This is a genomic window from Terrimesophilobacter mesophilus (assembly GCF_014200375.1).
Lineage (GTDB): Bacteria > Actinomycetota > Actinomycetes > Actinomycetales > Microbacteriaceae > Terrimesophilobacter > Terrimesophilobacter mesophilus.
Map to the genome: position 1 here is coordinate 495636 of NZ_JACHBP010000001.1, position 25443 is coordinate 521078.

Below are 25443 nucleotides of genomic sequence, written 5' to 3' on the forward strand. Positions count from 1 at the left end.
CCCGCCATCGAAATCACGAGTCCACGGCGAGCGCGACGACCGGTGCTATTCGCGTCGCGCGCCGCGCCGGTGACACCGAGGCCACCGCAGTGAGGGTCGCGGCCGCCGCGACCACGAGAACCAGAAGCAACCAGGGCACGGAGGGTATGACGAGCCCCGGGCTGCCGTGGATCGAACCGAGGAGCGCCTGGGCGCCGGCCCAGCCGTACGCGATCCCGAGGAGGAGGCCGACGCCGACCGCCGCGATCGAATACTGCGCCGACTCGACCACGATCATCCGCTTCACCTGGCCACCGGTGAACCCGAGTGCGCGCAAGAGTCCGAGCTCCCGCTGACGCTGCAGCACAGAGAGCGACAGGTTGTTGACCATGCCGACCGCCGCGATGAGCGCGGAGAACCCGATGAGGACGGAGAACACGGTGACCAGGACAGACAGGACGCCGTCGACGCCCTGGTACATCTGGGGGTCCGCCCTCATCGCCTCGTGGATCATGTCCTGGAACGTCTGAGTCGCTACCGCGAACATCGTGATGAGGGTGATTCCGATGACGAGCCCGATCGTCATCCGGGAACTGCGCTCCGGATACCGTACGGCGTTGGCGGCGGCAAGCCTCGCCTCAGCGCTCGAGCCCATCAGTCGGCCGGCGAGTTGAAGCGCAGTCGGCATGAAGAGGTGGGCCCCGAGGACGAGACCGGTGAAGGACAGGATGCCTCCGACGACCCCGACGAGCACTCCCAGTTGACTGACGAGTCCGAGCAGGACCCCCAGCACGAGGATCACGATGCCGATGATGGAGAGGACGATCGCGGCGACGGTCCTGCCCCGCCGCGAGTCGCTCTCGTCGCGACTGAGCTCCTGCGATGCCCCCACGGCCTCCAGCGGGGTCACCTGCAGGACCCGGCGCGACCCGATCCACGCCGACAGCCACGTCGTGAGGAACACGATCGAGACGGGCACCAGCAGCACGGGAGGGAAGAACTCGTAGGCCAGATCGGGAATGAGACCGGTGCCCACCATGGTGCGCACGGCGCCGAATGCGGCCGCGACACCGGCGACGGCACCGAGAGCCGAGCCGATGAGCCCGACCACGAACCCCTCGGTGGCGACGGCCCGACGTTCCTGCCGGGAACTGGAGCCGATGAGGCGGAGCAGTGCGATGGTCTTCGTTCGGCCCGCGATGATGGTCGCGAAGGTATTGGTCGTCACGATCGCCCCGACATACACGGCGATCGTCAGGAAGACGAAGGCGACGATGGTGAGCGACACCGACACAGCCGCATGCCGGCCGATGTCGTCGGCCGTCACCAGGGTGCTGAGCGCGCCGGTCACCTCCAGCAGGAGGACACCGAACGCCGAGCTGAGCGCCGCGACGAGGACGCTCGCGCGATGATCGCGCAGGGAGGCCCTCACGCTGCACTCTCCATGGACAGCATGAAGGAGGAGATCTCTTCTGCACTCGACCGGGCACGATCGTGGACGACGCGGCCATCCGCGAGGAACAGGATGCGGTCCGCATAGCTCGCGGCGATCGGATCGTGAGTGACCATGGCGATGCTCTGGCCGTATTCGGTGCTCGCCGCCGCGAGGAGGGAGAGGACTTCACGACCGCTGCGCGAATCGAGGTTGCCCGTCGGCTCGTCCGCGAACACGAGATCCGGTCGCGTGCCGAGCGCCCTGGCGATCGCGACCCGCTGCTGCTGCCCGCCGGACAGTGCGTGAGGGCGATGCGTCACGCGGTCGCGGAGGCCGAGTGAGGCGACGAGTTGATCGATCCACGCGCGTTCGTCTCCGTTGGGCCTGCGGCCGTCGAGTTCGAACGGAAGAAGGATGTTGCCCATGACATCGAGAGTCGGAACGAGGTTGAAGGACTGGAACACGAAGCCGACCCTGCGTCGGCGCAGCAGGGTCAACTGCGTGTCGCCCAGTGCCGTGATGTCGGTGTCGCCGAGCCAGACGGACCCCGAGGTGGGTGAGTCGAGCCCGGCCATGATGTGCATGAGAGTGGACTTGCCCGATCCGCTCGGTCCCATGATCGCGGTGAAGTCGCCCTGGCGAAGCCCGATCGACACGTCGTCGAGCGCCGTGATGGTGGCGGCTCCGTCTCCGTAGGTCTTGCTGAGTTCGGTCACCCGGGCGACGAGCCCGTCCTGTGCGTAGTTGAATGCCATGGTCCAACGCTAAGCACGCGACCCGTTGCCGGCATCCGGCGCTGGATGGCTGTTGCCTACATCCTGCGGATGATCCGGCCGCCGAACGGCTACCCGTTGAGTCGGTGTTCGAACGCGTAGACGACGAGCTGCACGCGGTCGCGCAGACCGAGCTTGCCGAGGATGCGGCTCACATGGGTCTTGACCGTCGCCTCGCTCAGGAACTCGCTCGACGCGATCTCGGCGTTGCTGAGTCCCTGGGCGGCGAGGAGGAAGATCTCCCGTTCGCGCGGCGTGAGCGCAGCGAACTCCTCGGGTTCTGCCCCGGCGGACGGCCGGTCATTGAAGTGCTCGAAGAGTTCCCGCGTCGCCGATGCCGCGATGACCGAGGTGCCCGCGTTCACGGTGCGGATGGCGGCGAGAAGGAACTCAGGGTCCGCGTCCTTCAGCACGAACCCGCTTGCTCCCACCCGAATCGCCCTGGCTGCGGCTTCGTCCAGGTCGAATGTCGTGAGGACGATCACACGTGGGAGTGCACCCGCGCGCTGCTGGGCCGCACCGAGAATCCGCTGGGTCGCCTCGATGCCGTCCATGACGGGCATCCGGATGTCCATGAGGATGACGTCGGGCTCGGTCTCAGCGGCCATGGCGACCGCCTCTGCCCCGTCGCCCGCCTCGCCCACGAAGTCGAGGTCGGCCTGCGAGGAGATGAGCATGCGGATGCCGGCCCGGAAAAGAGCCTGGTCGTCGACGAGCGCAACACGGATGCGGACGGTCATCCCTGCGTCTCCTGCTGGGCCTCGTGCTGGGCTGCCGGAATGGTCGCCGACACCATGAAGCTGCCGTCGTGCGGTTCGGCGGTGAGCGTGCCACCGGCGAGCACGGCTCGCTCGGTCATGCCGGCGAGGCCATGCCCTGCGGATGTCGCTGGTTTCACGTTGCCCTCTTCCAATGCGCTCGTGACCTCGAGCGCGAGCTCGTCGGCCTCCCAACGGAATGCCACCGTCGCGCGCCCTGGGCTGTCGCCGTGGCGCAGCGCGTTGGTGAGCGCCTCCTGGACGATACGGTAGACCGCCAGTTGGGCGCCGGTGGCGAGCGGCTGCGGCGTTCCGGCCTCCTCGAAATCGACGGGCAGTCCGGATGCGCGGAACTGCTCGAACAACCGGTCCAGATCCGCGAGCACGGGTTGCGGTACCTCGTCCTGGCTGTGGCGCAGCTGTCCGAGCAGGATGCGCACATCGCCGAGCGCCTCGCGCGCGATCGTCGAGATCGTCGTGAGTGCGGCATCCACCGCCTCGGGGTTCTCGGCGCGGGCGTACCGCGCGCCGTCCGCCTGAGCGATCACGACGGCGAGGGAGTGCGCCACGACGTCGTGCATGTCGCGGGCGATGCGGTTCCGCTCCTGCTCGACGACGATGGAACGTTGCGCGTCGATCCGTTGGCGTTCGGCGAGGATGCGGGCCTGGCCTGCCTCGCGCGCTCGGCTCCAGGTACGGGCGAGCAGGCCGAAGGTCCAGCTCAGGGCGAAGACTGAGAAGGCGGAGAAGAAGACGATCACGGATGCAGTGATGGCGTGAGGGAGCGAGATGAAGATCTGGTTGCCGTCACCGAACTGATCGCCGAAGATCGTTGCGAGCGAGGTGTACGCCGCGACGACGAGGGCTCCTGCCCCGGTCGAGCCGAGACCGGCCCACTTGACGGGAGGAACTCCATAGCGCGCCGTCGCGTAAAGCACGGGAAGAATGGCCAGGTTCGAGATGTCGGGGCCGATGGCGAAGCTCACCTGGATGAGCGATGTGACCCAGGCGATTCCGAGGGCGAGCGCCGGGCTGAACCGCCGAAGCGCGAGCGCGGTCGCCATGCCGGTAAGCGGCAGCAGGTTGCCGGCAATCCCGTTCGTGTAGGTGAGAAAGGCGAAGACCCAGCAGGCAGCGGCAGCGCCGATGTCGAAGGCCAGTTGGCCGGGGGTCAGATGACGGAACATGTCTTCAACGGTAGGGCCTGCGGGAGGCGCGTAACCGGATGTCACTCTGCCGTCGGCCAACATCATCCGCTGGATGTATGTGATCCGCATCCCTCCGCGAGACCGTAGCTTTCGCGCCGACGTATCCGTTGTGGAGCGGAAACTGCGGTCTCGCGGGGTCAGAAGCCGAGGCGGCCGAGCTGCTTCGCGTCGCGCTGCCAGTCCTTCGCCACCTTCACCCGCAGCGACAGGAACACCTGCTTGCCGACGAGCGGTTCGATCGCGGCCCTTGCCCGTGCACCGACCTCGGCGAGCCGGCTCCCCTTGTGGCCGATGATGATGCCCTTCTGGCTGTCCCGCTCGACGAACAGGTTCGCGTAGATCTCGAGCAGCTCCTTGTCGTCGCGGTCGACCATGTCATCGATGGTGATCGCGATCGAATGCGGAAGCTCATCCGACACGCCTTCGAGCGCCGCCTCGCGGATGAGCTCGGCGATGCGTGCCTCGAGGTCCTCCTCGGTGACCGTCTCCTGCGGGTAGAGCGGTTCCGACTCCGGAAGCAGCGCCACGAGCTCCGCAGCGAGGATGTCCAGCTGCACACCGGTGAGCGCAGACACCGGGATGATGGTGGCCCACTCCCGCAGCCGGCTCACCGCCAGGAGCTGCTCGGCGACCGCGGACTTCGATGCGACATCCGTCTTCGTGACGATCGCCACCTTCTTCGCCTTCGGGAACTGGTCGAGCTGTTCGTTGATGAATCGATCGCCTGGCCCGAGTCTCTCGTTCGCCGGCACGCACAGGCACATGACGTCGACGTCCGCGAGCGTCGACTGCACGACGTCGTTGAGACGCTCACCGAGCAAGGTGCGCGGGCGGTGCATCCCCGGCGTGTCCACGAGGATGAGCTGGCCGTCCGGTCGATGGACGATACCCCGGATGGCGCGGCGCGTGGTCTGCGGCTTGCTGCTCGTGATCGCGACCTTCTCACCCACGAGGGCGTTCGTCAGGGTCGACTTGCCGACATTGGGGCGGCCGACGAAAGTCACGAACCCGGCTCGGAATCCTGCGCTCATGTCGGCTCCCCCTCGTCATCCGGCACGTCGAGCGGCATGGTCGGGTCCCGCTCGACGATGACGGTGCGAAGCCTTCGCCCCCTGCCCTCGGTCCGTTCCGCGGTCAGCACGAGCCCTGCCGTCCTGGCGACTGCCCCCGTCGTCGCGAGGCGGCCGAGCGCCTTCGTGAGGAGTCCGCCCACCGACTCGACATCGTCATCGTCGAGCTCGATGCCGAACAGTTCGCCGAGCTCGTCGATCGGCAGCCTCGCGCTCACCCGGTAGCGGCCATGGCCGAGGTCGGCGACCACGACAACCTCACGGTCGTATTCGTCGGAGATGTCGCCGACGAGCTCCTCGATGATGTCCTCGAGGGTCACCAGTCCTGCGATCCCGCCGTACTCGTCGACGACCATCGACAGGTGGTTGGATTCGAGCTGCATCTGGCGCAGCAGCTCGTCGACCTTCTTGGACTCCGGCACGAAGAGCGCCGGCCTGGCGAGACCGGCGACCGTCGTCGCATCCGCATCGAGCGGACGCTCGAACGTGAGCCTCGCGACATCGCGCAGGTAGAGGATGCCGAGAATCTCGTCGATGTCGTCACCGATGACGGGCATCCGGGACACCCCCTTGCCGAGAAAGACCTCCATCGCCGCGGCGATACCGTCCTCTCCGTCGATGACCACCATGTCGGTCCGCGGAATCATCACTTCGCGAACGACGGTGTCATTGAACTCGAAAATGGAGTGGATGAGCTCCCGGTCGTCCTCCTCGAGCACGTCCTGCTCTGTGGCCTCATCCACCATGCTCAGCAACTGCTCCTCCGACGAGAACGACACCGTGCGGGATCTCCCCGGCGTGACCCTGTCCCCGATGGCCACGAGCGCGGCGGCGATCGGCCCGAGCAGTACCCGGCAGGCGTGGACGAGCCACGCGCTCCAGCGGATGACGGGGCGCGCATTCACGCGGCCGACCGCCCTCGGGCTCGATCCGACGAGAACGAAGGAGGCGAGCGTCATGATGAACGCCGACAGCAGGAGCGCCCACCACCACTCCGCGAACACCGACGCGAACGCGAGAGTGACGAGGACGGCAGCCGTCGTCTCCGCCACGACACGAACGAAGTTCACGGCGTTCACGTGGGCTCCGACATCGCCCGCAATCGCGAGCAGGGATGCGCGAGCTCTCGACGTCAGTGCGATGTCGTTGAGGTCGGCGCGGGAGAGCACGCCGAGCGCGGAGTCTGCCGCCGCGAGCCAGCCGCCGAGTGCCACCAGCACCACGGCGATGGTCACGAAGGCCGGGATCATGGCCTGCGACGTTTTCGTTCGGACTGGGAGAATCCGGCGAGGAGCTCGCCCTGGATGCCGAACATCTCCTTCTCCTCCTCCGGCTCCGCATGGTCGAAACCGAGTAGGTGGAGCAGTCCGTGGCAGGTGAGGAGGAGGAGTTCATCGGTCAGGCTGTGCCCCGCTGCGCTCGCCTGGCTTGCAGCGACCTGCGGACACAGCACGATGTCGCCGAGGAGACCGGCGGGCGTCATCGCATCCTCCGTGCCCGGGCGCAGTTCGTCCATCGGGAAGCTCAGCACGTCGGTGGGGCCCGGCTCGTCCATCCACTGGACGTGCAATTGCTCCATGGCTGCCTCATCGACGAGGACGATGCCGAGGTCGGCATCCGGATGCACGAACAGCTCGTCCAGCGCGTAGACCATGAGCCGCTGGAGCGCCGGTTCATCGGCCTCGACGGAGGATTCGTTGTTGATCTCGATGCTCACGCACTGCCCCCTCGTCGGCGATGATCCTGCGGGTTCCTGCCGCGATTGAGGGATGCCCTGCGCTCCTCGCGGTTCGCGCCCTCCGTCTGCTCCCGTTCGAAGCGCACCGCCTGCCGCTGCGCGTCATAGCGCGTGTATGCGTCGACGATCTGGCCGACGAGGCTGTGCCGAACGACATCCTCGCTGGTCAGCCGGGCGAAGTGGATGTCGTCGATCGCGTCGAGCACATGCGTCACGAGCTGCAGCCCGCTCGCGCCGGCCGGCAGGTCGACCTGGGTCACGTCGCCCGTGACGACGATCTTCGACCCGAACCCGAGTCGCGTCAGGAACATCTTCATCTGCTCCGGGCTCGTGTTCTGCGCCTCGTCGAGGATGATGAACGAGTCGTTGAGCGTGCGCCCGCGCATGTAGGCGAGCGGCGCCACCTCGACCGTGCCCGTCGCAAGGAGCTTCGGTACCACGTCGGGGTCCATCATCTCGTTGAGGGCGTCGTAGAGCGGGCGCAGGTACGGGTCGATCTTGTCATTCAGGGTGCCGGGCAGGAACCCGAGGCGCTCTCCGGCCTCGACTGCCGGGCGAGTCAGGATGATGCGCTCGACCTCCTTGCGCTGGAGAGCCTGCACCGCCTTCGCCATCGCGAGATAGGTCTTCCCGGTGCCCGCCGGCCCGATACCGAACACGATGGTGTTCTGGTCGATGGCGTCAACGTAGTTCTTCTGGCCGAGCGTCTTCGGTCGGATGCTCCTGCCGCGCGTCGTGAGGATGGCCTGGCTGAGCACTTCGGCAGGGCTCGTCCGGGGGTCGTTGCTCAGCATCCTCGCCGAGGTGGCGACATCCCCTTCGCCGAGGTCGTGCCCGTTGCGCACCATGGCGATGAGCTCTTCGACCAGGCGTTTGGCGGATGCCACCTGGTCCGCATCACCCTCCAGGGTCACCTCGTTTCCGCGCACGAGCACGCGCACGAGCGGGTACTGGGTCTCGACGGTCTTGAGCAGGCGATCCTGCGGCCCGAGCAGGCGGACCATCGCGATCCCGTCCACCTCGAACCGCTCGCTGCCGGTCGGCATTTCGCTACTGGCCAAGGGACTCTTCCGCGAGTGTGTCGCCCTGCGTCGCACCGAGCACGTGCGCATGGACGTGAAAGACGGTCTGCCCGGTCGTTTCGCCCTCGTTGAAGATGAGACGGAAGTCGCCGCCGCAGTGCTCGTCGGCGAGGCGCTTCGCCGTCGCGACGATCTCGGCGAGCAGGGCGGGATCGCCTTCAGCGAGCTCGGAGACGTTCCGGTACTCCTCGGTCTTGGGCACGACGAGAAGGTGCACGGGGGCCTGTGGGTTGATGTCTCGGAAGGCGATGATCGTGTCGTTCTCGAACACGATGTCTGCCGGGATCTCGCGCGCGACGATGCGCGTGAAAATCGATGGTTCGGCTGAATCCGGCATGTCCTCCATCTTAACCGGTGACGCGCCGGCCGGGTGTGTCGTGATGGGTGCCTACCAGCGGCCGAGTGCGCCGTTGAGCACTGCGATCGCCGCCGGCCCCGCTGTACTCGCCCGCAGGATGCTCGCGCCGAGCCGCGCCGTGGTCCCTCCGGCCGCCGCGAAACGCGACAGCTCCGCCGGTGCGATTCCGCCCTCCGGACCGACGACGAGAAGGATGTCGCGGTCATCCGGCACCAGACCGCTCAACGGCATGTGTCCCGTGGGGTCCAGCACGACGAGATGGAACTGGGCGCCGAGTTTCGCGATGTCCGCCGACGATGCGAGCGGCCGCAGGAACGGAATCCTGGAACGCATCGACTGTTTGCCTGCTTCGCGAAGGATCGTGGCCCAGCGTTCCTCGTGCTTGCGGATCTTGGCACCCTCCCACTTGACGATCGAACGACCGGCCGCCCACGGCACCACGCCGTCAACCCCGAGTTCCGTCGCCGCCTGGATGGCGAGCTCATCGCGATCGTTCTTCGCGAGGGCCTGCGCGAGCCACAGGGCGGGGCTGGGCTCCTCCGTGAAACGGACCGCCTGCACCTCCAGTGAGAACCGGTCGGCGCCGATGTCGGAGACGACCCCGGCGGCAACGGTGCCCCTGCCGTCGCCGACGCTCAGCGTTTCGCCGACGCGCAATCGACCGACCGCGACGGCGTGCCGAGCCTCGGCACCGGCGACCGCCACGGTCTCGCCGACGGAACAGTCCGTCACGGCGTCGCTCAGATAGAAGTGGGCCACAAGCCGAGCCGGATCAGACGCCCAGGAACCGGTCGCGCAGCTTCTGGAACAGCCCCTGCTGGAAATGCGTCAGCGAGGGCGCTGACGACTTTCGCGTCGAGGCGAACTGGTTGATGAGCTCCTGCTGCTTCGAATCGAGCTTGGTCGGCGTGACGACCTGCACGCCGAATCGGAGGTCGCCCCTCCCTGACCCGCGCAGGTGCGTCACGCCGCGGTCCTTCACGGTGATGACCTCCGCGCTCTGGGTGCCGGGCTTCACCTCGATCGTGACCGGTCCATCCAGGGCGTCCACTTTCGCAGTCGTACCGAGAATGGCATCCGTCATCTGCACCTCGAGGGTTGCCAGCAGGTCGTCGCCGTTGCGGGAGAAGATGTCGTGGTGCTTGACCTTGACCTCCAGATAGAGGTCGCCGTTCGCGCCACCCGCCGGACCGACTTCGCCCTGCCCGGCCAGCTGCAGCCGCAATCCGGTCTCCACTCCGGCCGGGATGTCGACCGTGACCTTCCGACGCGCGCGGACGCGGCCCTGCCCGCCACAGGTCGGGCACGGGTTGACGATGACGGTGCCGTAGCCGCGGCAGGTTCCGCAGGGGCTCGACGTCATGACGTTACCGAGCAGGCTTCGCACCGATCGCTGGATCTGGCCCGTGCCCTGGCAGATGTCGCACGTGATGGGCTGCGTTCCCTTCGCGCAGCACGAGCCCTCGCAGGTGCCGCACACCACGGCAGTGTCCACTTCGAGCTCGCGTTTGACCCCGAACACGACGTCGCCCAGTTCGACCTCGATGCGCAGGAGGGCGTCCTGTCCACGTTCTCGTCTTGAACGCGGGCCGGCCGAACGCTGGCTCGCACCGAAGAACGTCTCGAAGATGTCGCCGAACCCGCCGAATCCGCCACCGGATCCGCCCAGGTCGTACTGCTCCCTCTGCTGCGGATCGGAGAGGACGTCATAGGCGTGCGTCACGAGCTTGAACCGTTCCTGCGCGTCCGCACCGGGGTTGACATCCGGATGCAGCTCCCGCGCGAGTCGGCGGTAGGCCTTCTTCACCTCGTCCGGGGTCGCCGTCCGCTCGATGCCGAGCACCTCATAATGATCTGCCACACGTATTCCCTTGGGTTATTCCTCGCCGAGCAGGCGGGAGAGGTAGCGGGCGACGGCGCGCACCGCTGCCATGTTGTTCGGATAGTCCATCCGGGTCGGACCGAGCACCCCGATCCGGGCGAATTCTCCACCGGAGGACGAGTACCCGCTCGCGAGAACCGAGGTCTCCCCGAGCCCGAACGCCGCGTTCTCGCTGCCGATGCTCGTGGCGAGCCCGTGCTGGTCCGGCTCCATTTCGGCGAAGAGCCGAAGCAGGGTCACCTGCTCCTCGATCGCCTCGAGCACCGGGACGATGCTCCCTCCGAAGTCCTCGGCCGTCATCGCGAGGTTCGCTGCCCCGGCCATGACGAGCTTCTCCCCACGATTCGCGGCGACCTGCTCGCGCAGGCTCTCCACGATCGCGGCGATGAAGTCCGCCCGCTCGGGATGGAACTCGTCGGTCATGCCGTCCAGGGCAGCCGCGGCATCCGCAAGCCCGAGTCCCCCGAGCCGTGAGTTGATCTTCGCCCTGACCTCGCCGAGGAACTCCGGCTCGAGCTCGGTGCTCACGTCGACATGCCGCTGTTCGACACGGCCGGTGTCGGTGATCAGAACGGTGAGCAGTCGCGTCGTGCCGAGTGGCACGAGTTCAACGTGGCGGATGTGCGAGCGTCCGAGCGACGGATACTGCACGAGCGCGACCTGGTGGGTGAGTTGCGACAGCAGGCGCACCGTGCGCAGCAGTACCTCGTCCAGATCGGTCGCGTTGCCGAGGAATGTCTCGATCGCCTGCCGCTGCACGGCCGTGAGCGGACGCAGGTCGGCGAGGTGGTTGACGAACACCCGGTAGCCCTTATCCGTCGGGATCCGGCCCGATGAAGTATGGGGGGCCGCGATGAGTTCCTCCTCCTCGAGGAGGGCCATATCGTGCCGGATGGTTGCGGCCGAGACACCGAAGGCATGCCGCTCGACGATCGATTTGGACCCGACCGGCTCTCGGGATGCCACATAGTCCTGGATGATGACGCGCAGCACGTCAAGGCTTCGATCTGAGACCACGTCCTCGCTCCCTCCCCATCTGGCACTCTTCTCTCAAGACTGCCAATTGTATCGCGACATACCTTCGCCAAGGCGTTGCACCCAGGCGGTAAGGGCAGTACCTTATGGGAGAGCCTCAGCCATACCCAACCGTGGGGCGCGCCAAGGCAAACCCAGTCCGAACCCTTGCGGGAACGTACTCGATCACCTGAAAGGCAAAATTCAATGACTGATCAAACTCCCCCGGCAGCTGCAGCGCCGCAGCCGGCGGCTCCGCTCACCGCAGCAGAGGACAAGCAGTGGGCCATGTGGGCGCACTTCGGCGGGATCCTGTGGCTGCTTCCATCGCTCATCATCTTCCTCGTTTTCAAGGACCGCGGCACGCTCACGAAGCAGGAGAGCAAGGAAGCCCTCAACTGGCAGATCACGTTCCTGATCTTCTTCATCGGCTGGCAGATCATCGCGGCGATCCTCGGAGCGGTGCTCCTGTTCAGCGGCGTGTGGAGCATCTTCTGGATCTTCGGGCTCATCGGCTGGCTCATCTACCTGGCCAACGTCCTGTTCTCCATCCTCGGTGGAGTCAAGGTCAACGGCGGCGGCAGCTACCGCTACCCGGTGAACTTCCGCTTCATCAAATAGTTCAGCGAAGCATTTCAGGAGAGTCGGGCCGTTGGCCCGGCTCTCCTGCTTTAATGGGGGCATGTCAGAGTCCATGCCGCCACCCGTCAACCCATACCAGACCGTCCAGCCGCTCAGTCCTTCGGACGAGAAGCTCTGGGCGATCCTCGTTCACCTCGGCGGGATCTTCTTCGGATTCCTTCCGGCCCTCATCGGTTACCTCGTCCTCAAGGACCGCGGACCGTTCATCCGCCAGCACACCGGCTCGGCGCTGAACTTCCAGCTCACGATGCTCATCGCGAGCATCGTCGGCGCGATCCTCATCATCGCGATCGTGGGCATCTTCATCATCATCGCCGTGAGCATCGTCGTCATCATCTTCAGCATCCTCGCCGCCGTCGCCGCCAACAAGGGCGAGGCGTACGAGTACCCCCTCGCGATCAAGTTCATCAAGTAGGGGTTACCCCAGGAGCGCACGCACGGCAGCATCCGCAAGAAGCCGCCCCCGCAACGTCAGTACGATCTGACCGCGGAGGGCGGCTTCCGCGTTGACGAGGCCATCGGCGATGAGCCCGGCGACGGCCGTTCGGCCCTCCGGAGTCAACCGTGCGGTCGGCAGCCCGTCCCGGATGCGCGTCTCGAGCAGCACCTGCTCCACGCGGCGCGTCTCGTCATCGAGGGTCTCGCGCCCGGCTGCGGGCGACACGCCCGCGAGGATGCGGTCCGCATAGGCCGCCGGATGTTTGACATTCCACCAGCGCACCCCTCCGACGTGGCTGTGGGCGCCGGGGCCGATCCCCCACCAGTCATGGCCCCTCCAGTATCCGAGGTTGTGCCGGGACCGGTGTGCGTCGTCGCGCGCCCAGTTGCTGACCTCGTACCAGCCGTACCCGGCCTCGGCGAGCATCCGATCGGCGAGCTCGTACTGTTCGGCGGCGAGGTCATCGTCCGGAGCGGCGATCTCGCCCCGCCGGACCTGACGCGCGAGTTTCGTCCCCTCCTCGACGATGAGCGAGTAGGCGCTCACGTGGTCGGGCTCCATCGCGATGGCCGACTCGAGCGACGTGCGCCAGTCGTCGATGCTCTCTCCCGGCGTGTTGTAGATGAGGTCGAGGCTCACATCCAGGCCGGCATCCCGCGCCCAGCGAACGACGACGGGAACGCGCTTCGGGTCGTGCGTGCGGTCGAGGGTCGCGAGCACGTGCGGTACTGCGGACTGCATCCCGAACGAGACCCGGGTGAACCCTGCGGCCTTCAGCGCGAGGAGGTAGTCGGCGTCGACGGAGTCCGGGTTGGACTCCGTCGTGATCTCGGCATCCGGCGCCAGGCCCCAGGTGTCGCGAACGGCGCCCAGCATGGCGGCCAGATCCGACGCGGGAAGCAGGGTCGGCGTACCTCCACCGAAGAAGACCGTCGACACCGGCCGATCGGGCAGGCCGGCGTGCGCCAGCACAGCCGACGCGAAAGCCACCTCGGCCATAGCCTGGCTCGCATAGTCCGCCCGCTTCGCGCCCCGCAACTCGTCGGCGGTGTAGGTGTTGAAGTCGCAGTATCCGCACCGAACACGGCAGAAGGGCACGTGCAGGTAGACACCGAAGCCGCGCTCTCCAGCGGCCACCGCGACGGATGCCGGCAGCAGCCCGTCAGGCGGCGCCGGGTCGGCGATCGGCAGAGCGGAGGGCATGAGCCCATTGTCGCTCAGCCGGACGGTCCGCGACGCCCTTCGGCCTCACCCGAGCGGGTCGGAGAGCGCCCGGAAGTAACGGCGGGTGATGACGGCCTGAGCGCATCGCAGCACCGGGTAGACGGCCCACCACTGCCATCCGCCCGGTCTCGAGAACGAACGGATGGTGAGCCACACCGACCCGTCCTCGGTCTGGTCGACGATGAAGGCCTCCTCGCCGTCTTCCGGATGCCCCGGCAACGTACCGTAGGCGAACCCCTTGCGGTTCGGCTCGTCGATGACGTAGATGACCCGGCAGGGGGCGTGCACGCCGACGAACAGGAACGGGACGACGAGCAGTGCGGTGTCGCCCGGCGCGATGAAGGACTGGCCCTCCGCCCCGTAGACGACCTCGCCATCCTCGGTGCTGCCGGCGACGAGCTGCGGTCTGCCGTCCCGATCGAAGGAGACCGGCGTGTAGGTGCCCTCCGTCACCTCGGCCGGCGATTCATGCAACTGGACACGCATGCCGCTCGCGCGTTGGATACCCCAGCTCATGGTCGACTGCCAGGCATGCTCCCATCGCCGAGCGCCGTGTCCGATGCGTGACCGCTGCTCGAACGGCCGGAAGCCGGTCGGCGGGAACGCCATGAGATCGGGAGCCTTCGTGCCGCCGACCGCGCCATAGGTCACGGTGGCATCCCAGGGCGGTTGTCGCGCCACGTCCACCTCCGTCTCGCTGCACCGTGCGTTCAGCCAGCTAACAGCGTAACGAACCGGCGGTGCCATCCCGCGAACGGTGTCGCCCTCGCGGAGCCCGCGCATTAATCGAGCAAGCCCACCGGGGAGTCGAAACGCACGAAGGCGCGTACGGAGCCATCGTGGGCCTCCGCGACGCCAGCAAACCCGAGGGATTCGTAGAATGCCTTCTGCCCAGGTTCATCGTCGGTCAGGAGGACCTTCTGGCGAACGTCGTCGTATCGGTCGAGCAGCATCGTGACGAGTCCGCGCCCCACTCCGGTGCGCTGGTAGTCGGGATGGATGAGCACATCCTGCAGGTAGCAGACGGTAGCGCCATCCGAGATCACCCTGGCCAGTCCGATGAGGTCTCCCCCACTGTGGGCCACGGCGATCAGGGACGATCCCCTCATAGCACGTGCAAGGCGATCGGGATCCTTCGTGTACGCGCCCCACCCGACAGACGAGTACAGGTCGAGCAACTGCTCCAGATCGAGATCGCCACCGTCGACGAATCGGGTTGTGACCATCCGACCGACTCCCTCGGTCACTTCTTGTCCTTCTTCTCCGTATCCCCGGAGAGCGCGGCGATGAACGCCTCCTGCGGCACCTCGACGCGACCCACCATCTTCATGCGCTTCTTGCCCTCCTTCTGCTTCTCGAGGAGCTTGCGCTTGCGGGTGATGTCACCTCCGTAGCACTTGGCGAGCACGTCCTTGCGCATGGCCCGGATGCTCTCCCGCGCGATGATGCGCGCCCCGATCGCCGCCTGGATGGGCACCTCGAACTGCTGCCGCGGGATGAGCTCGCGCAGGCGCCCCGTCATGAGCACCCCATAGGCGTAGGCCTTGTCGCGGTGCACGATCGCGCTGAACGCATCCACCTGCTCGCCCTGCAGCAGGATGTCGACCTTCACGAGGTCGGCCTCCTGGTCGCCGTGGGGCTCATAGTCGAGGCTCGCGTAGCCCTGCGTGCGGGACTTCAGCTGGTCGAAGAAGTCGAACACGATCTCGCCGAGCGGCATCGTGTAGTGGAGCTCGACGCGGTCCTCACCGAGATACTCCATTCCCTGCATGGTTCCGCGGCGGCCCTGGCAGAGTTCCATGATCGTGCCGACGTAGTCCTTCGGGGCGAGGATGGATGCCTTGACGACGGGCTCCCGGACGCTCGCGACCTTGCCGCCGGGGAACTCGCTCGGGTTCGTGACCGTCACGGTCTTCCCGTCGTCGCTCGAGACTTCGTAGATGACGGAGGGCGCCGTCGTGATGAGGTCGAGCCCGAACTCGCGCTCGAGCCGCTCGGTGACGATCTCCAGGTGCAGCAGCCCGAGGAATCCGCAGCGGAAGCCGAAGCCGAGCGCGACGGAGGTCTCCGGCTCGTAGGCGAGTGCGGCATCCGAGAGTTTGAGCTTGTCGAGGGCGTCGCGCAGCTCCGGGTAATCGCTGCCGTCGATCGGGTAGAGGCCGGAGAACACCATGGGCTTCGGCTCGGTGTAGCCGGGAAGCGCCTGGGTGGCAGGCTTCGCGGCGGTCGTGACGGTGTCACCGACCTTGGACTGGCGCACATCCTTCACACCGGTGATGAGGTAGCCGACCTCACCGACGCCAAGACCCTTCGTCGGCACAGGCTCCGGCGAGCTCACGCCGATCTCGAGCAGCTCGTGGATGGCGCGGGTCGACATCATCTGGATGCGCTCGCGCGGGGCGAGCGACCCGTCGATCATGCGCACGTACGTGACGACGCCGCGGTAGCTGTCGTACACGGAATCGAAAATCATGGCGCGCGCCGGGGCACTCGCGTCGCCCTTCGGCGCCGGGATGCGCTCGACGACGCGGTCGAGCAGTTCCTCGACGCCGACGCCGGTCTTGCCGCTCACCCGCAGCACATCCTCGGGGTCGCCGCCGATGAGACCCGCGAGCTCCTTCGCGTACTTCTCGGGGTCGGCGGCCGGCAGGTCGATCTTGTTGAGGACCGGGATGATCTCCAGGTCGTTGTCGAGTGCGAGGTAGAGGTTCGCGAGGGTCTGCGCCTCGATGCCCTGCGCTGCGTCGACGAGCAGGATGGCGCCCTCGCAGGCGGCGAGGCTGCGGGAGACCTCGTAGGTGAAGTCGACGTGGCCGGGAGTGTCGATCATGTTGAGGGCGTAGGTCTGGGGCTTCTCCCCCGTCGCGGCGGCAGCCCACGGCATCCGCACCGCCTGGCTCTTGATCGTGATGCCGCGCTCGCGCTCGATGTCCATGCGGTCGAGGTACTGGGCGCGCATGTCCCGGTCGGAGACGACGCCGGTGATCTGCAGCATCCGGTCGGCGAGCGTCGACTTGCCGTGGTCGATGTGGGCGATGATGCAGAAGTTGCGGATGAACGCGGGATCGGTCGCCGACGGCTCGAGCGCCTTCAGTGCTTTCGGGGTCACGCGTTCCTCAATGCTGGTTGCGGCGGCCACCCGCGGGATTGGCGGGGTCGGACAATTCTCCCATGTTCGGCGCCACGCGGATGCAGGGTGATGCCGGTCAGTGGTTGGCGGATGCCTGCCGCGGCTGCTAAAGTTACCTGTTGGCTCGCGCAGCATCCGTCACGGATGTGCTGCGAATCGAAAGCCCACATCGACTCTCCCGGCCGATCGGCCGTGACATCAGACTGCTCGACAACAACGAAAAGGTTCACCAGTGGCAAACATCAAGTCGCAGATCAAGCGCATCGGTACCAACCGCAAGGCGACGGAGCGCAACAAGGCCGTCAAGAGCGAGGTCAAGACCGCCATCCGCGCGACCCGCGAGGCCATCGCCGCCGGCGACAAGAAGGCGGCAAACGCGTCGCTCGTCGTCGCCACGAAGAAGCTCGACAAGGCCGCGAGCAAGGGCGTCCTGCACAAGAACCAGGCGGCGAACCGCAAGTCCTCGATCGCCAAGCAGGTTGCTGCGCTCTAACAGTCGCAAACTTCTGAGAACGCCCCGGTCACCTCGACCGGGGCGTTTTTCGTCTACTCGGTGAGACCTCAGCGCTCATCGCCGCGCGCACTCACGACGTTCACCATGCGCTCGAGGGCGAAGATCGGATCGCGGCCCTCACCCTTCACCTGGGCGTCGGTGTCGGCGAGAATCGAGATCCCCCTGGCAAGGCCCTCCTCCGTCCAGCCCTGCAGGTCCCGCTTCGCACGATCGATCTGCCACGGGGCCATCCCGAACTGCCCGGCAAGCTGTCCAGAGCTTCCGCGTGCACCGGATACTTTCGCCATCGTCCGCAGCTTGCTCGCGAACGCCGCGACGATGGGCACCGGATCGGCGCCGGAGGCGAGCGCGTGCCGCAGGAGTACGAGCGCCTCCCCGTGCCTGCCGGCGATCGCCGTGTCCGCAACGCGGAACGCGTTCGTCTCGACGCGCCCGGAGTAGTACTTCTCGACGATCGCTTCAGTGATCTCCTCCGAGGAGTCGGAGAGCAATTGGCGGCACGCAGCGGCAAGCTCAGCTATGTCATCGGCGAACGCAGCGACAAGCGCGCGCACGGCAGCGGCGGTGACCTTCCGGCCTGCCGCCCGAAATTCCGAGAGGACGAAATCGGTGCGGTCGGAATCCTTCTTGAGCTCGGTGCACACGACCTCGATCCCGCCACCGAGGCCACCGCGAATCGCATCCAGCAACTTCTTGCCTCGAACGCCGCCCGCGTGCCTCAGAACCAGATAGCAATCGGACGCCGGCGATTCGAGGTAGGCCAGGGACTCGCTGATGAAGGCGTCCGTGCATTTCTCCACCCCGGACACGCGCACCATCCGGGGTTCGCCGAACAGCGACGGGCTCGCGAACGTGGCGAGCTCGCCCGGCGAATAGTCGTCCGCGGCGATGTCGCTCACCTCGAGGCTCGAATCCTCGGTGCGCAGGATGTCGCGCAGGAGCGAGATCGCCCGCTCGGCGAGGAACTCCTCCGTACCGGAGACGAGGACGACCGAAGCCGGCCGCACGGCACCCCACGAAAGCTGGGGAATCGCCGCGCCTCGCGTCGCCGCCATCTCTGACCTCCTGAACCTGTGCGTTCAGCCTAATGCGCGCCCACGTCGCGATCGGGCGGATGCTGCGTCCACACCGCGACGCCCCCGCCCGGCGCAGGCGACAGCAGCACCATTCCCTCCAGGTCGGTTCGCGTGACGATCGTTCCCGCGCGGCGGAGGATACCGAGAAGGGCATCCGTCGGGTGTCCGTAGGTGTTCCCAGCACCGACGCTGATGATGCCCACGCGAGCCCTCACCGCGTCGTACAGCCGCTCGCACTGGTCGGCAGAACCGTGGTGGGCGACTTTCACGACATCCACGACGCCGGGATGGGCGGCACCGAGCATCCTGGACTGCGCCTCTTCCCCGAGATCGCCGAGAAACAGGGAGCTCAGGCATCCCGAGGCGCACTCCCCCACTCCGTCGAATGTCACGGTCACGCTCGCCGGGTTTCCCGGCTGGATCGTTCCGAGCCTGGCCGGCGGCCACAACACTTCCCACCGAAACTCCCCGAGCATGCCGGTGTCGCCGCGCGCGACCTCGTCGACCTGGGCACCACCATTCCGAAGCATCGTCCTCAGCCGCTCGTCGCTCGCATCGGAGACCGGTCCGACGATCGCACGGTCGACCCGCCCCAGGACGCCGTCCGTGCCGCCGACGTGATCGAGATCGTAATGACTGAGGATGAGGAGTTGGATCCGCCCGATCCCGAGTTCGTCGAGGCAGTCGTCCAGGAGTTCGGGGCTCGGCCCCGTGTCGATGAGTGCGACCTCGCCGAGGCTTCGGACGACTACGGCGTCTCCCTGCCCGATGTCGCACGCGGCGATCTGCCATCCGGGTGGCACGGATGCGCGGTGCGCGAGCTGCGCGCCGGCAACGGCTCCCACGTAACCGACGAGGCAGAGGACGAGTGCTGCGGCGACCGTGCGGGAGTGTCGCCACCCCGGGCGCAGGACGACGAACACGATCGCCGCGGTCACCGCAGCGAGTGCTGCGAGACCCCAACCGTCCGCAAGCCATGGCGCCTGTGCGCCGGGAGCCTCTGCGAAGAACCTGGCGATCGCGGCGATCCAGGCGGACGGCAGCCACGCGATGACCGTGACGACCCTGCCCACGGGCTCGATGATCGTGATACCGGCGCAGCCGATGAGCCCCAGAACCGTCGCGACCGGCGCAGCCGGCTCCGCGAGCAGGTTCGCGACCACCCCGTACACGGGGATCGCCGGGTTGAGCAGGATCAGCACGGGCTGGCACGCCAACTGCGCCGCGAGGGGAATGGAGATGAGCACGGCAAGCGGGGTCGGGAGCCAACGCCCCAGGATCCGGGCCAGAGGGCCGGCGAGAGTCAGTAGTCCGGCCGTCGCGAGGACGGACAGAATGAACCCGAAGTCTCGTGACAACCACGGGTCGAGGGCGAGCAGCGCGACGACGGCAAGACTCAGGACCGGCAGGCCGCTCGCCGGCCGGCCCGCCGACATCGATCCGAGGACGATCGTCGCCATGACCGCGGCGCGCAGCACGCTCGCATCCGGTGTGACGAGCACGACGAACCCTGCAAGCACCACGAGCGAGACGGCGATCCGGATCCGTCGGGACGCGCCGACTCCTCGGCCGACCAGCATCACGAGTGCGACGACGACCGCGCAGTTCGCACCGGAGACCGCCGTGAGATGGCTGAGGGATGTCGCCTTCATCGCGGTGTCGAGCGCAGGGCTCACCGCGCTCGTGTCTCCGATCGCGAGACCGGGAAGCAGTGCACCGCCGTCGCCGGGGAGGTTCGCCGCCTCGGCGCGGAACCCGGCGCGCAGCGTCGTCGACCACGCGAGATACCAGGGCGGCTCGGCGACCACCCGAGGACTGCCGCGGGCGAACACGAGGAAGCGCACCTCATCCCCGTCATCCGCGAGCACGATGGTCCCACTCGCCTCGACCACTCCCCCCACTCCGATCGCCGGGATGTCGCCGAACAGCAGGGCGGGGATCGCGAGTCCGCGCAACTCCCTCTCGCCCACCCTCGCTTCCGAGATCGTGACGGGGACCCGTTCCGTCCGCACGTCGCGCGGTGAGTCCAGAGTGACGACCGCGACGAGGGTGACGTACCGTCCGCCGTCAGCGGCATCAGTGAGAAGGGCCGGGCTCCGCGCGGCGGAGGCGAACGCCGTGCAGCTGAGGAGCAGCGCGGAGATCGCGGCGACCATGGTCGCGAGAGCGCACAGTGCACGCCATCGCGGGGCGAGGATGGCGATCGCCGCCGCCATCCCGGCGAGGACCCAGCAGACGATGGCTCCCGGGAGGAGTGCCGGCGGAAGTCCGATGAGCACTCCGACCGCGACCCATCCCACCACGGCGGGAAGCACGAGCCGAAGATCCGCCCTCATATCGTGACGAGGTCCTTGAGCCCCGCGAAAGTCTTGTCGCCGATCCCCGAGACGCTCATGAGGTCCTCGATCGACGTGAAGCGGCCGTTCGCCTCACGCCACGCCAGAATGCGGGCGGCAAGCGCTGGACCGACTCGGGGCAGGGTCTCCAGCGACGCGGCATCCGCGGTGTTGATATTCACCTTTCCGCCGACTGTCGCGCCCGGCGCTCCCGGCGCCCCCGGCGTCCCACCGGTTCCGCGTGCCGCGGACTCCTTCTCGGTCGGGATGTAGATCTGCTCGCCATCCGACAGGAATCTCGCGAGATTCAGCTGCGTCCGATCCGCATCGCGGGTGTATCCACCCGCGGCCGCGATCGCGTCGATCGCCCGATCGCCCTCGGTGAAGCGATAGAGCCCCGGATGCTGCACGGCACCAAGGATGTGGACGTACAGCTCAGCCGAGGGCCCCGTCACGACCTCGCCGCTCGACGCGCTCGGGCGCGGCGCGTCGACGAGGGTTCTGGACCCGGATGCGGAGAACGCGGACACCAGCACGGCGACGCCCACACCGACGATGAGCAGCACGACGGCCGCCCCGAGCCCCACTCGGAGTCGACCGGAGCGCGAGGCCGCGAGCGGGTCCGACGGCATGCGCCGAGGTTAGGTCCGCGCGCGGCCCGCCGATACTCCACGGCCGCGAGCGGTGTGCATGCTCGCTCGGGCCCGGTTGTGCAGGAGAGGGCGCTCCGCGCAGATCAGTGCGCGGTGACCACGTTCACGAGCCGCGGTGCGCGCACGATCACGGATATGATCGCGCGATCCCCCACCGTCCTGGCCACCGACGGCAGGGCACGGACCTGCGCCTCGAGCGCTTCGGGGCTGATCCGAGGGCTCACGTCGAGACGGTCGCGAAGCTTCCCATCGACCTGCACGACGCAGGTCACCGACTCGGCGACGAGGAGCGTCGGATCCGCCTTCCGCCAGCCGTAGAGCGCCACCGACGGCGGGTATCCGAGGGTCTCCCACATCTCCTCCGCCGTGTATGGCGAGAACAGGCTGAGGCCGAGCGCGACCGTCTCGGCGGCCTCGCGCACGGCGGCATCCGCCCCGCCCGGACCGCTGTCGATCGCCTTGCGGGTCGCGTTCACGAGCTCCATGATGCGCGCGACGACCACGTTGAACTTGAATGCCTCGATGAGACCGGGTGCGTCGGCGAGGAACTGGTGCGTCACGCGGCGAAGCGCTGCATCGCCCGACTTCCACTCCACTTCCGGGGCACTCGTCACATCATGGGCGAGCCGCCACGCGCGAGCGAGGAACTTCGCGGATGCGTGCGGTGCGACATCCGCCCAGTCGATGTCGTCCTCCGGCGGCCCGGCGAACGCCATGGTCAGGCGGATGGCATCGACACCGTGCTCATCGATCTGGTCGCTCAACCGCACCAGGTTGCCCTTGCTCTTGCTCATCGCAGAACCGTCCATGAGCACCATGCCCTGGTTGAGCAGTGCGCTGAACGGTTCCGTGAACGTCACGTAGCCGAGGTCGTAGAGGACCTTCGTGATGAACCGCGCGTAGAGGAGGTGAAGAATGGCGTGCGTCACTCCCCCCACATACTGGTCGACGGGCGCCCAGCGCTCCGCCTCAGCGGGATCGAAGGCGCGGGCATCGTCATGCGGGTCGAGGAAGCGCAGGAAGTACCACGAGCTGTCGACGAAGGTGTCCATGGTGTCGGGGTCGCGGCGCGCAGGAGAGCCGTCGATGGGATTCGTCACCGACATCCACTCCTCATCGCCACCGAGCGGCGATGTGCCCCTCGGCGAGAGGTCGAGTCCCTCCGCAGAGGGTAGCTCGAGCGGCAGCTGGTCCTCGCTCAGAGGAATCAGGTCGCCGTTCTCGGCGTGGATGATCGGGATCGGCGTGCCCCAGTAACGCTGACGCGAAATGAGCCAGTCGCGCAGGCGGAAGTTCTTCGCGGCGCGGCCGGTTCCGCCCGCTTCCAGGATCTCGATCATGCGCGCGATGGCGTTCGTCTTGCTCAGTCCGTCGAGCGGTCCGGAATTGATCATCCGCCCGTCGCCGACGAGGGCGATCCCGGTTCCGGCAGGGTCGAGCGGCGGGAGTTCGTCCGGGACCTCGCCGTCGACGACGACGGGGATGGCCCCGGTGATGGGCGCGTTCGTGTCGACGACGACGCGCACCGGGAGTCCGAACGTGCGAGCGAAGTCGAGGTCGCGCTGGTCGTGTGCGGGCACGGCCATGATCGCCCCGTGCCCGTAATCGGCCAGGACGTAGTCTGCCGACCAGATCGGCACGCGCTCCCCGTTCACCGGATTGACCGCGTACCGCCCGAGGAAGACTCCGGTCTTCTCGCGCGTCGCATCCTGCCGCTCGATCTCGGTGTTCTTCTGAACATCGGCCAGGTAGGCGGCGAACTGCGCCGCGACCTCGGCGTCGGCTCCCGCGACGAGTTCTGCGGCGAGCTCGGAGTCGGGTGCGACGACCATGAACGTCGCCCCGAAGAGGGTGTCCGGTCTGGTCGTGAACACCGAGACCGGCTCGGCGCGCCCCTCGATCGCGAAGTCGACATCCGCGCCCATCGAGCGCCCGATCCAGTTCCGCTGCATCGCCAGGACCTTGGACGGCCAGAAGCCCTCGAGCTGGTTCAGGTCGTCGAGCAGTCGGTCGGCGTAGTCGGTGATCTTGAAGTACCACTGGGTGAGCTTCTTCTTCACCACGATCGTGCCGCAGCGCTCGCACGCGCCGTCGACGACCTGCTCGTTCGCGAGCACCGTCTGGTCCTTCGGGCACCAGTTCACCCAGGAGGCCTTGCGGTAGGCCAGGCCCTTCTCGTACAGCTTCAGGAACAACCACTGGTTCCACTTGTAGTACTCGGGGTCGCTCGTGTGCAGAACGCGGTCCCAGTCGAAGGATGCCGCGTACTGTTTCATCGACTTCCGCTGCTGGGCGATGTTGTCGTAGGTCCATGGGCGAGGGTCGATTCCGCGCTTGATGGCCGCGTTCTCGGCCGGCAGGCCGAAGGAGTCCCAGCCGATCGGATGCAGGACGTTGAAGCCCTGCTGCCGCCAGTAGCGTGCGATCACATCGCCGAGGGCGTAGGCCTCCGCGTGCCCCATGTGGAGGTCGCCGGACGGGTACGGGAACATGTCGAGGACGTACTTCCGCGGGCGGGGATCATCCGGATCGCTCGTGTTGAACGGCTGAAGCTCGTCCCAGACGGCCTGCCACTTCTCCTGGATGCGGGCGACGTCGTACCCGGGTGCCTCGTCAGCGTGATGGTGTGCCACGGCGGTCTCTCTTCGTACGGAGTGGGTGCGGGCGATCACCATTGATCTTCGGCGCGCGCGTGCAGGCCGAGACCCGAGTTACAAGGTTACCAATCCGAGCGCGCGCAGGAGTGCAGCGGCCTTGATGCGCGTCTCCTCGATCTCCTCCTCCGGCACCGAAAGCGCGGTGATGCCGCCGCCGGTGCCGACCGTCGCACCGTTCGCGTCGATCACGATCGTGCGGATGGTCATGGCGAGATCGATGCGCCCGTCGAGGCCGAAATATCCGAATGCACCGGAATAGATCCCACGCGGGCGCTGCTCGAGGGCATCCAGCAGGCGGACCGCGCTCAGCTTGGGCGCACCCGTCATCGACCCCGCGGGGAAACACGCCCGCACAGCATCGATTCCGGTAGATCCCTCGGCGAGCCTCCCGCGTACCGTGCTCACCAATTGGTGCACCTGGGCGTAGCTCTCCACCTCGAGGAGGTGCGGAACCGTGACCGAACCCACCGCGCACACGCGTGACAGGTCGTTGCGGACGAGGTCGACGATCATGAGATTCTCCGCGCGTTCCTTCTCACTTCCGACCAGCTCGTCGAGGAGCGCACGGTCCTCTGCGGGTGTCGCTCCCCGTCTGCGGGTGCCCTTGATCGGCCGGGATTCGACGATGCCGTCCGCGGTCGCGGTCAGGAAGACCTCGGGGGTCGAACTGAGCACGCACACCCCGGCCATCCGCAGGAACGCGCCGTGATGGCTCGGACTCGCCGCACGAAGGGTCAGGTAGGTCGCGACCGGGTCGGGGTGCACGTCGACGCTGACCTGGTTGGTCAGGCACAGCTGGTAAGCATCCCCCGACCGGATGGAGCGCTGGCATTCGAGGATCATGTCGCCGTATTCGTGCTCGGAATACGCCCATTCGACGCGCACCTGCGCCTCCTCGCGCGCCGCATCGGCTGCCCGTGCGGGCTCCGCCGTGCTCTCGCTGTCGCGGCACGCCTCCAGGATGCCGACTGTGGCCATCCGCCACTCCTCCAGTTCCCCCGACCAGTCGTCACCGAGCGCGACGAGCGACACCTCGCGTCGCGCATGGTCGAAGACGACGGCACGGTCCGCGAGCATGAACGCAGCATCCGCGTACCGGGATACCCTGCCCGGGCCCGTCGCGAGCGTCTCCTCGTGCAGCTCATAGCCGAGCCAGCCGATCCAGCCGAGCGGGAACCCCGGGACCCCCTCACCCGCGAGGCCCGCCCGCTGCTCGCGCTCGAGGAACGCGAACACCGACTCGTCCAGCAGTTCTCCGGATGGCCACTCCGTCAGGCCGCCTGACGGGGCGGTCCCGACGACCGATCGGGTGACGACGCGCGAACCGATCCCCAGGGCGCTCAGTGCCCCGGCGGCCCCGGCACCGGAATCCAGCCAGAACGCGGGGAGCGTTTCGCCGCACAACGCGGAGAAGCAGGCTGCGGGATCGATCCAGCCACCGAATCGTGACGCGATCACCCTGCGGCGCATACCCT

The 25443-nt window shown here is 67.3% G+C and carries 24 protein-coding genes; 3 read left to right on the plus strand and 21 right to left on the minus strand.

What is annotated here, in order from left to right; all coding sequences use genetic code 11:
- Positions 1-13 precede the first annotated feature (13 nt).
- The 12 genes from BKA04_RS02410 to hrcA all read right to left on the minus strand — a co-directional run bounded on the left by BKA04_RS02410 (position 14) and on the right by hrcA (position 11300).
- A complete protein-coding gene (locus BKA04_RS02410) occupies positions 14-1411 on the minus strand; it encodes an ABC transporter permease (RefSeq protein WP_104094980.1) in 1398 nt (465 codons plus the stop codon).
- Entirely contained in the window at positions 1408-2169 is a 762-nt protein-coding gene (locus tag BKA04_RS02415) for an ABC transporter ATP-binding protein (protein WP_104094981.1), read from the minus strand. Before BKA04_RS02415 ends, BKA04_RS02410 begins: the two co-directional genes overlap by 4 nt.
- 89 nt (positions 2170-2258) lie before the next feature.
- Positions 2259-2927: a response regulator gene (locus BKA04_RS02420; RefSeq protein ID WP_104094982.1), complete on the minus strand. Its 669-nt coding sequence runs from the start codon at positions 2925-2927 to the stop codon at positions 2259-2261.
- Positions 2924-4132: a sensor histidine kinase gene (locus BKA04_RS02425; RefSeq protein WP_104094983.1), complete on the minus strand. Its 1209-nt coding sequence runs from the start codon at positions 4130-4132 to the stop codon at positions 2924-2926. The genes BKA04_RS02420 and BKA04_RS02425 overlap by 4 nt, the downstream gene beginning before the upstream one ends.
- Positions 4133-4290: 158 nt before the next feature.
- Entirely contained in the window at positions 4291-5184 is an 894-nt protein-coding gene (gene era, locus BKA04_RS02430) for a GTPase Era (RefSeq protein WP_104094984.1), read from the minus strand.
- A complete protein-coding gene (locus BKA04_RS02435; protein WP_104094985.1) occupies positions 5181-6473 on the minus strand; it encodes a hemolysin family protein in 1293 nt (430 codons plus the stop codon). Before BKA04_RS02435 ends, era begins: the two co-directional genes overlap by 4 nt.
- On the minus strand, positions 6470-6940 hold the full coding sequence (ybeY, locus tag BKA04_RS02440) for an rRNA maturation RNase YbeY (RefSeq protein ID WP_104094986.1): 471 nt from the start codon (positions 6938-6940) through the stop codon (positions 6470-6472). Before ybeY ends, BKA04_RS02435 begins: the two co-directional genes overlap by 4 nt.
- Complete coding sequence (locus tag BKA04_RS02445) at positions 6937-8007, minus strand: PhoH family protein (RefSeq protein WP_104094987.1); 1071 nt, start codon at positions 8005-8007, stop codon at positions 6937-6939. The genes ybeY and BKA04_RS02445 overlap by 4 nt, the downstream gene beginning before the upstream one ends.
- A 4-nt stretch (positions 8008-8011) precedes the next feature.
- On the minus strand, positions 8012-8380 hold the full coding sequence (locus BKA04_RS02450; protein WP_104096587.1) for a histidine triad nucleotide-binding protein: 369 nt from the start codon (positions 8378-8380) through the stop codon (positions 8012-8014).
- A 51-nt stretch (positions 8381-8431) separates the two neighbouring features.
- Entirely contained in the window at positions 8432-9160 is a 729-nt protein-coding gene (locus BKA04_RS02455; RefSeq protein ID WP_104094988.1) for a 16S rRNA (uracil(1498)-N(3))-methyltransferase, read from the minus strand.
- Between the two features lie 13 nt (positions 9161-9173).
- Positions 9174-10262, minus strand: a complete 1089-nt coding sequence (dnaJ, locus tag BKA04_RS02460) for a molecular chaperone DnaJ (RefSeq protein WP_104094989.1) — start codon at positions 10260-10262, stop codon at positions 9174-9176.
- 15 nt (positions 10263-10277) lie between these two features.
- The gene (hrcA, locus tag BKA04_RS02465) at positions 10278-11300 is read right to left on the minus strand and encodes a heat-inducible transcriptional repressor HrcA (protein ID WP_104094990.1); all 1023 of its coding nucleotides are present in this window, start codon (positions 11298-11300) and stop codon (positions 10278-10280) included.
- A gap of 204 nt (positions 11301-11504) precedes the next feature.
- Here hrcA and BKA04_RS02470 point away from each other — a divergent pair, with 204 nt between their 5' ends.
- Positions 11505-11918: a DUF4870 domain-containing protein gene (locus BKA04_RS02470; RefSeq protein ID WP_104094991.1), complete on the plus strand. Its 414-nt coding sequence runs from the start codon at positions 11505-11507 to the stop codon at positions 11916-11918.
- A 61-nt stretch (positions 11919-11979) separates the two neighbouring features.
- On the plus strand, positions 11980-12354 hold the full coding sequence (locus BKA04_RS02475) for a DUF4870 domain-containing protein (protein WP_104094992.1): 375 nt from the start codon (positions 11980-11982) through the stop codon (positions 12352-12354).
- A gap of 3 nt (positions 12355-12357) precedes the next feature.
- On the opposite strand, the gene hemW is transcribed toward BKA04_RS02475, so the two are convergent.
- From hemW to lepA, 4 genes are all read right to left on the minus strand, one after another.
- A complete protein-coding gene (hemW, locus tag BKA04_RS02480; protein ID WP_104094993.1) occupies positions 12358-13581 on the minus strand; it encodes a radical SAM family heme chaperone HemW in 1224 nt (407 codons plus the stop codon).
- A 45-nt stretch (positions 13582-13626) separates the two neighbouring features.
- Entirely contained in the window at positions 13627-14283 is a 657-nt protein-coding gene (locus tag BKA04_RS02485) for a DUF1990 family protein (protein WP_167309645.1), read from the minus strand.
- 101 nt (positions 14284-14384) lie between these two features.
- Complete coding sequence (locus tag BKA04_RS02490; RefSeq protein WP_232841940.1) at positions 14385-14849, minus strand: GNAT family N-acetyltransferase; 465 nt, start codon at positions 14847-14849, stop codon at positions 14385-14387.
- Positions 14846-16711 carry a translation elongation factor 4 gene (lepA, locus tag BKA04_RS02495; protein WP_104096589.1) on the minus strand — a complete coding sequence of 622 codons (1866 nt, stop codon included), beginning with the start codon at positions 16709-16711 and terminating at the stop codon, positions 14846-14848. Before lepA ends, BKA04_RS02490 begins: the two co-directional genes overlap by 4 nt.
- A gap of 253 nt (positions 16712-16964) precedes the next feature.
- On the opposite strand from lepA, the gene rpsT reads away from it, so the two are divergent.
- Positions 16965-17225 carry a 30S ribosomal protein S20 gene (rpsT, locus tag BKA04_RS02500; RefSeq protein ID WP_104094995.1) on the plus strand — a complete coding sequence of 87 codons (261 nt, stop codon included), beginning with the start codon at positions 16965-16967 and terminating at the stop codon, positions 17223-17225.
- Positions 17226-17293: 68 nt separating this feature from the next.
- On the opposite strand, the gene holA is transcribed toward rpsT, so the two are convergent.
- The 5 genes from holA to pabB all read right to left on the minus strand — a co-directional run bounded on the left by holA (position 17294) and on the right by pabB (position 25438).
- Positions 17294-18301 (minus strand): DNA polymerase III subunit delta, encoded by a 1008-nt coding sequence (holA, locus tag BKA04_RS02505; protein ID WP_104094996.1) that lies wholly within the window; start codon positions 18299-18301, stop codon positions 17294-17296.
- Positions 18302-18330: 29 nt separating this feature from the next.
- Positions 18331-20658, minus strand: a complete 2328-nt coding sequence (locus BKA04_RS02510) for a ComEC/Rec2 family competence protein (protein WP_104094997.1) — start codon at positions 20656-20658, stop codon at positions 18331-18333.
- Positions 20655-21290, minus strand: a complete 636-nt coding sequence (locus BKA04_RS02515; protein WP_104094998.1) for a ComEA family DNA-binding protein — start codon at positions 21288-21290, stop codon at positions 20655-20657. The genes BKA04_RS02510 and BKA04_RS02515 overlap by 4 nt, the downstream gene beginning before the upstream one ends.
- A gap of 104 nt (positions 21291-21394) precedes the next feature.
- Positions 21395-23986, minus strand: coding sequence for a leucine--tRNA ligase (gene leuS / locus BKA04_RS02520; protein ID WP_104094999.1), 2592 nt, complete (start codon positions 23984-23986; stop codon positions 21395-21397).
- Positions 23987-24022: 36 nt separating this feature from the next.
- Positions 24023-25438, minus strand: a complete 1416-nt coding sequence (gene pabB / locus BKA04_RS02525) for an aminodeoxychorismate synthase component I (protein WP_104095000.1) — start codon at positions 25436-25438, stop codon at positions 24023-24025.
- Positions 25439-25443: the final 5 nt, after the last annotated feature.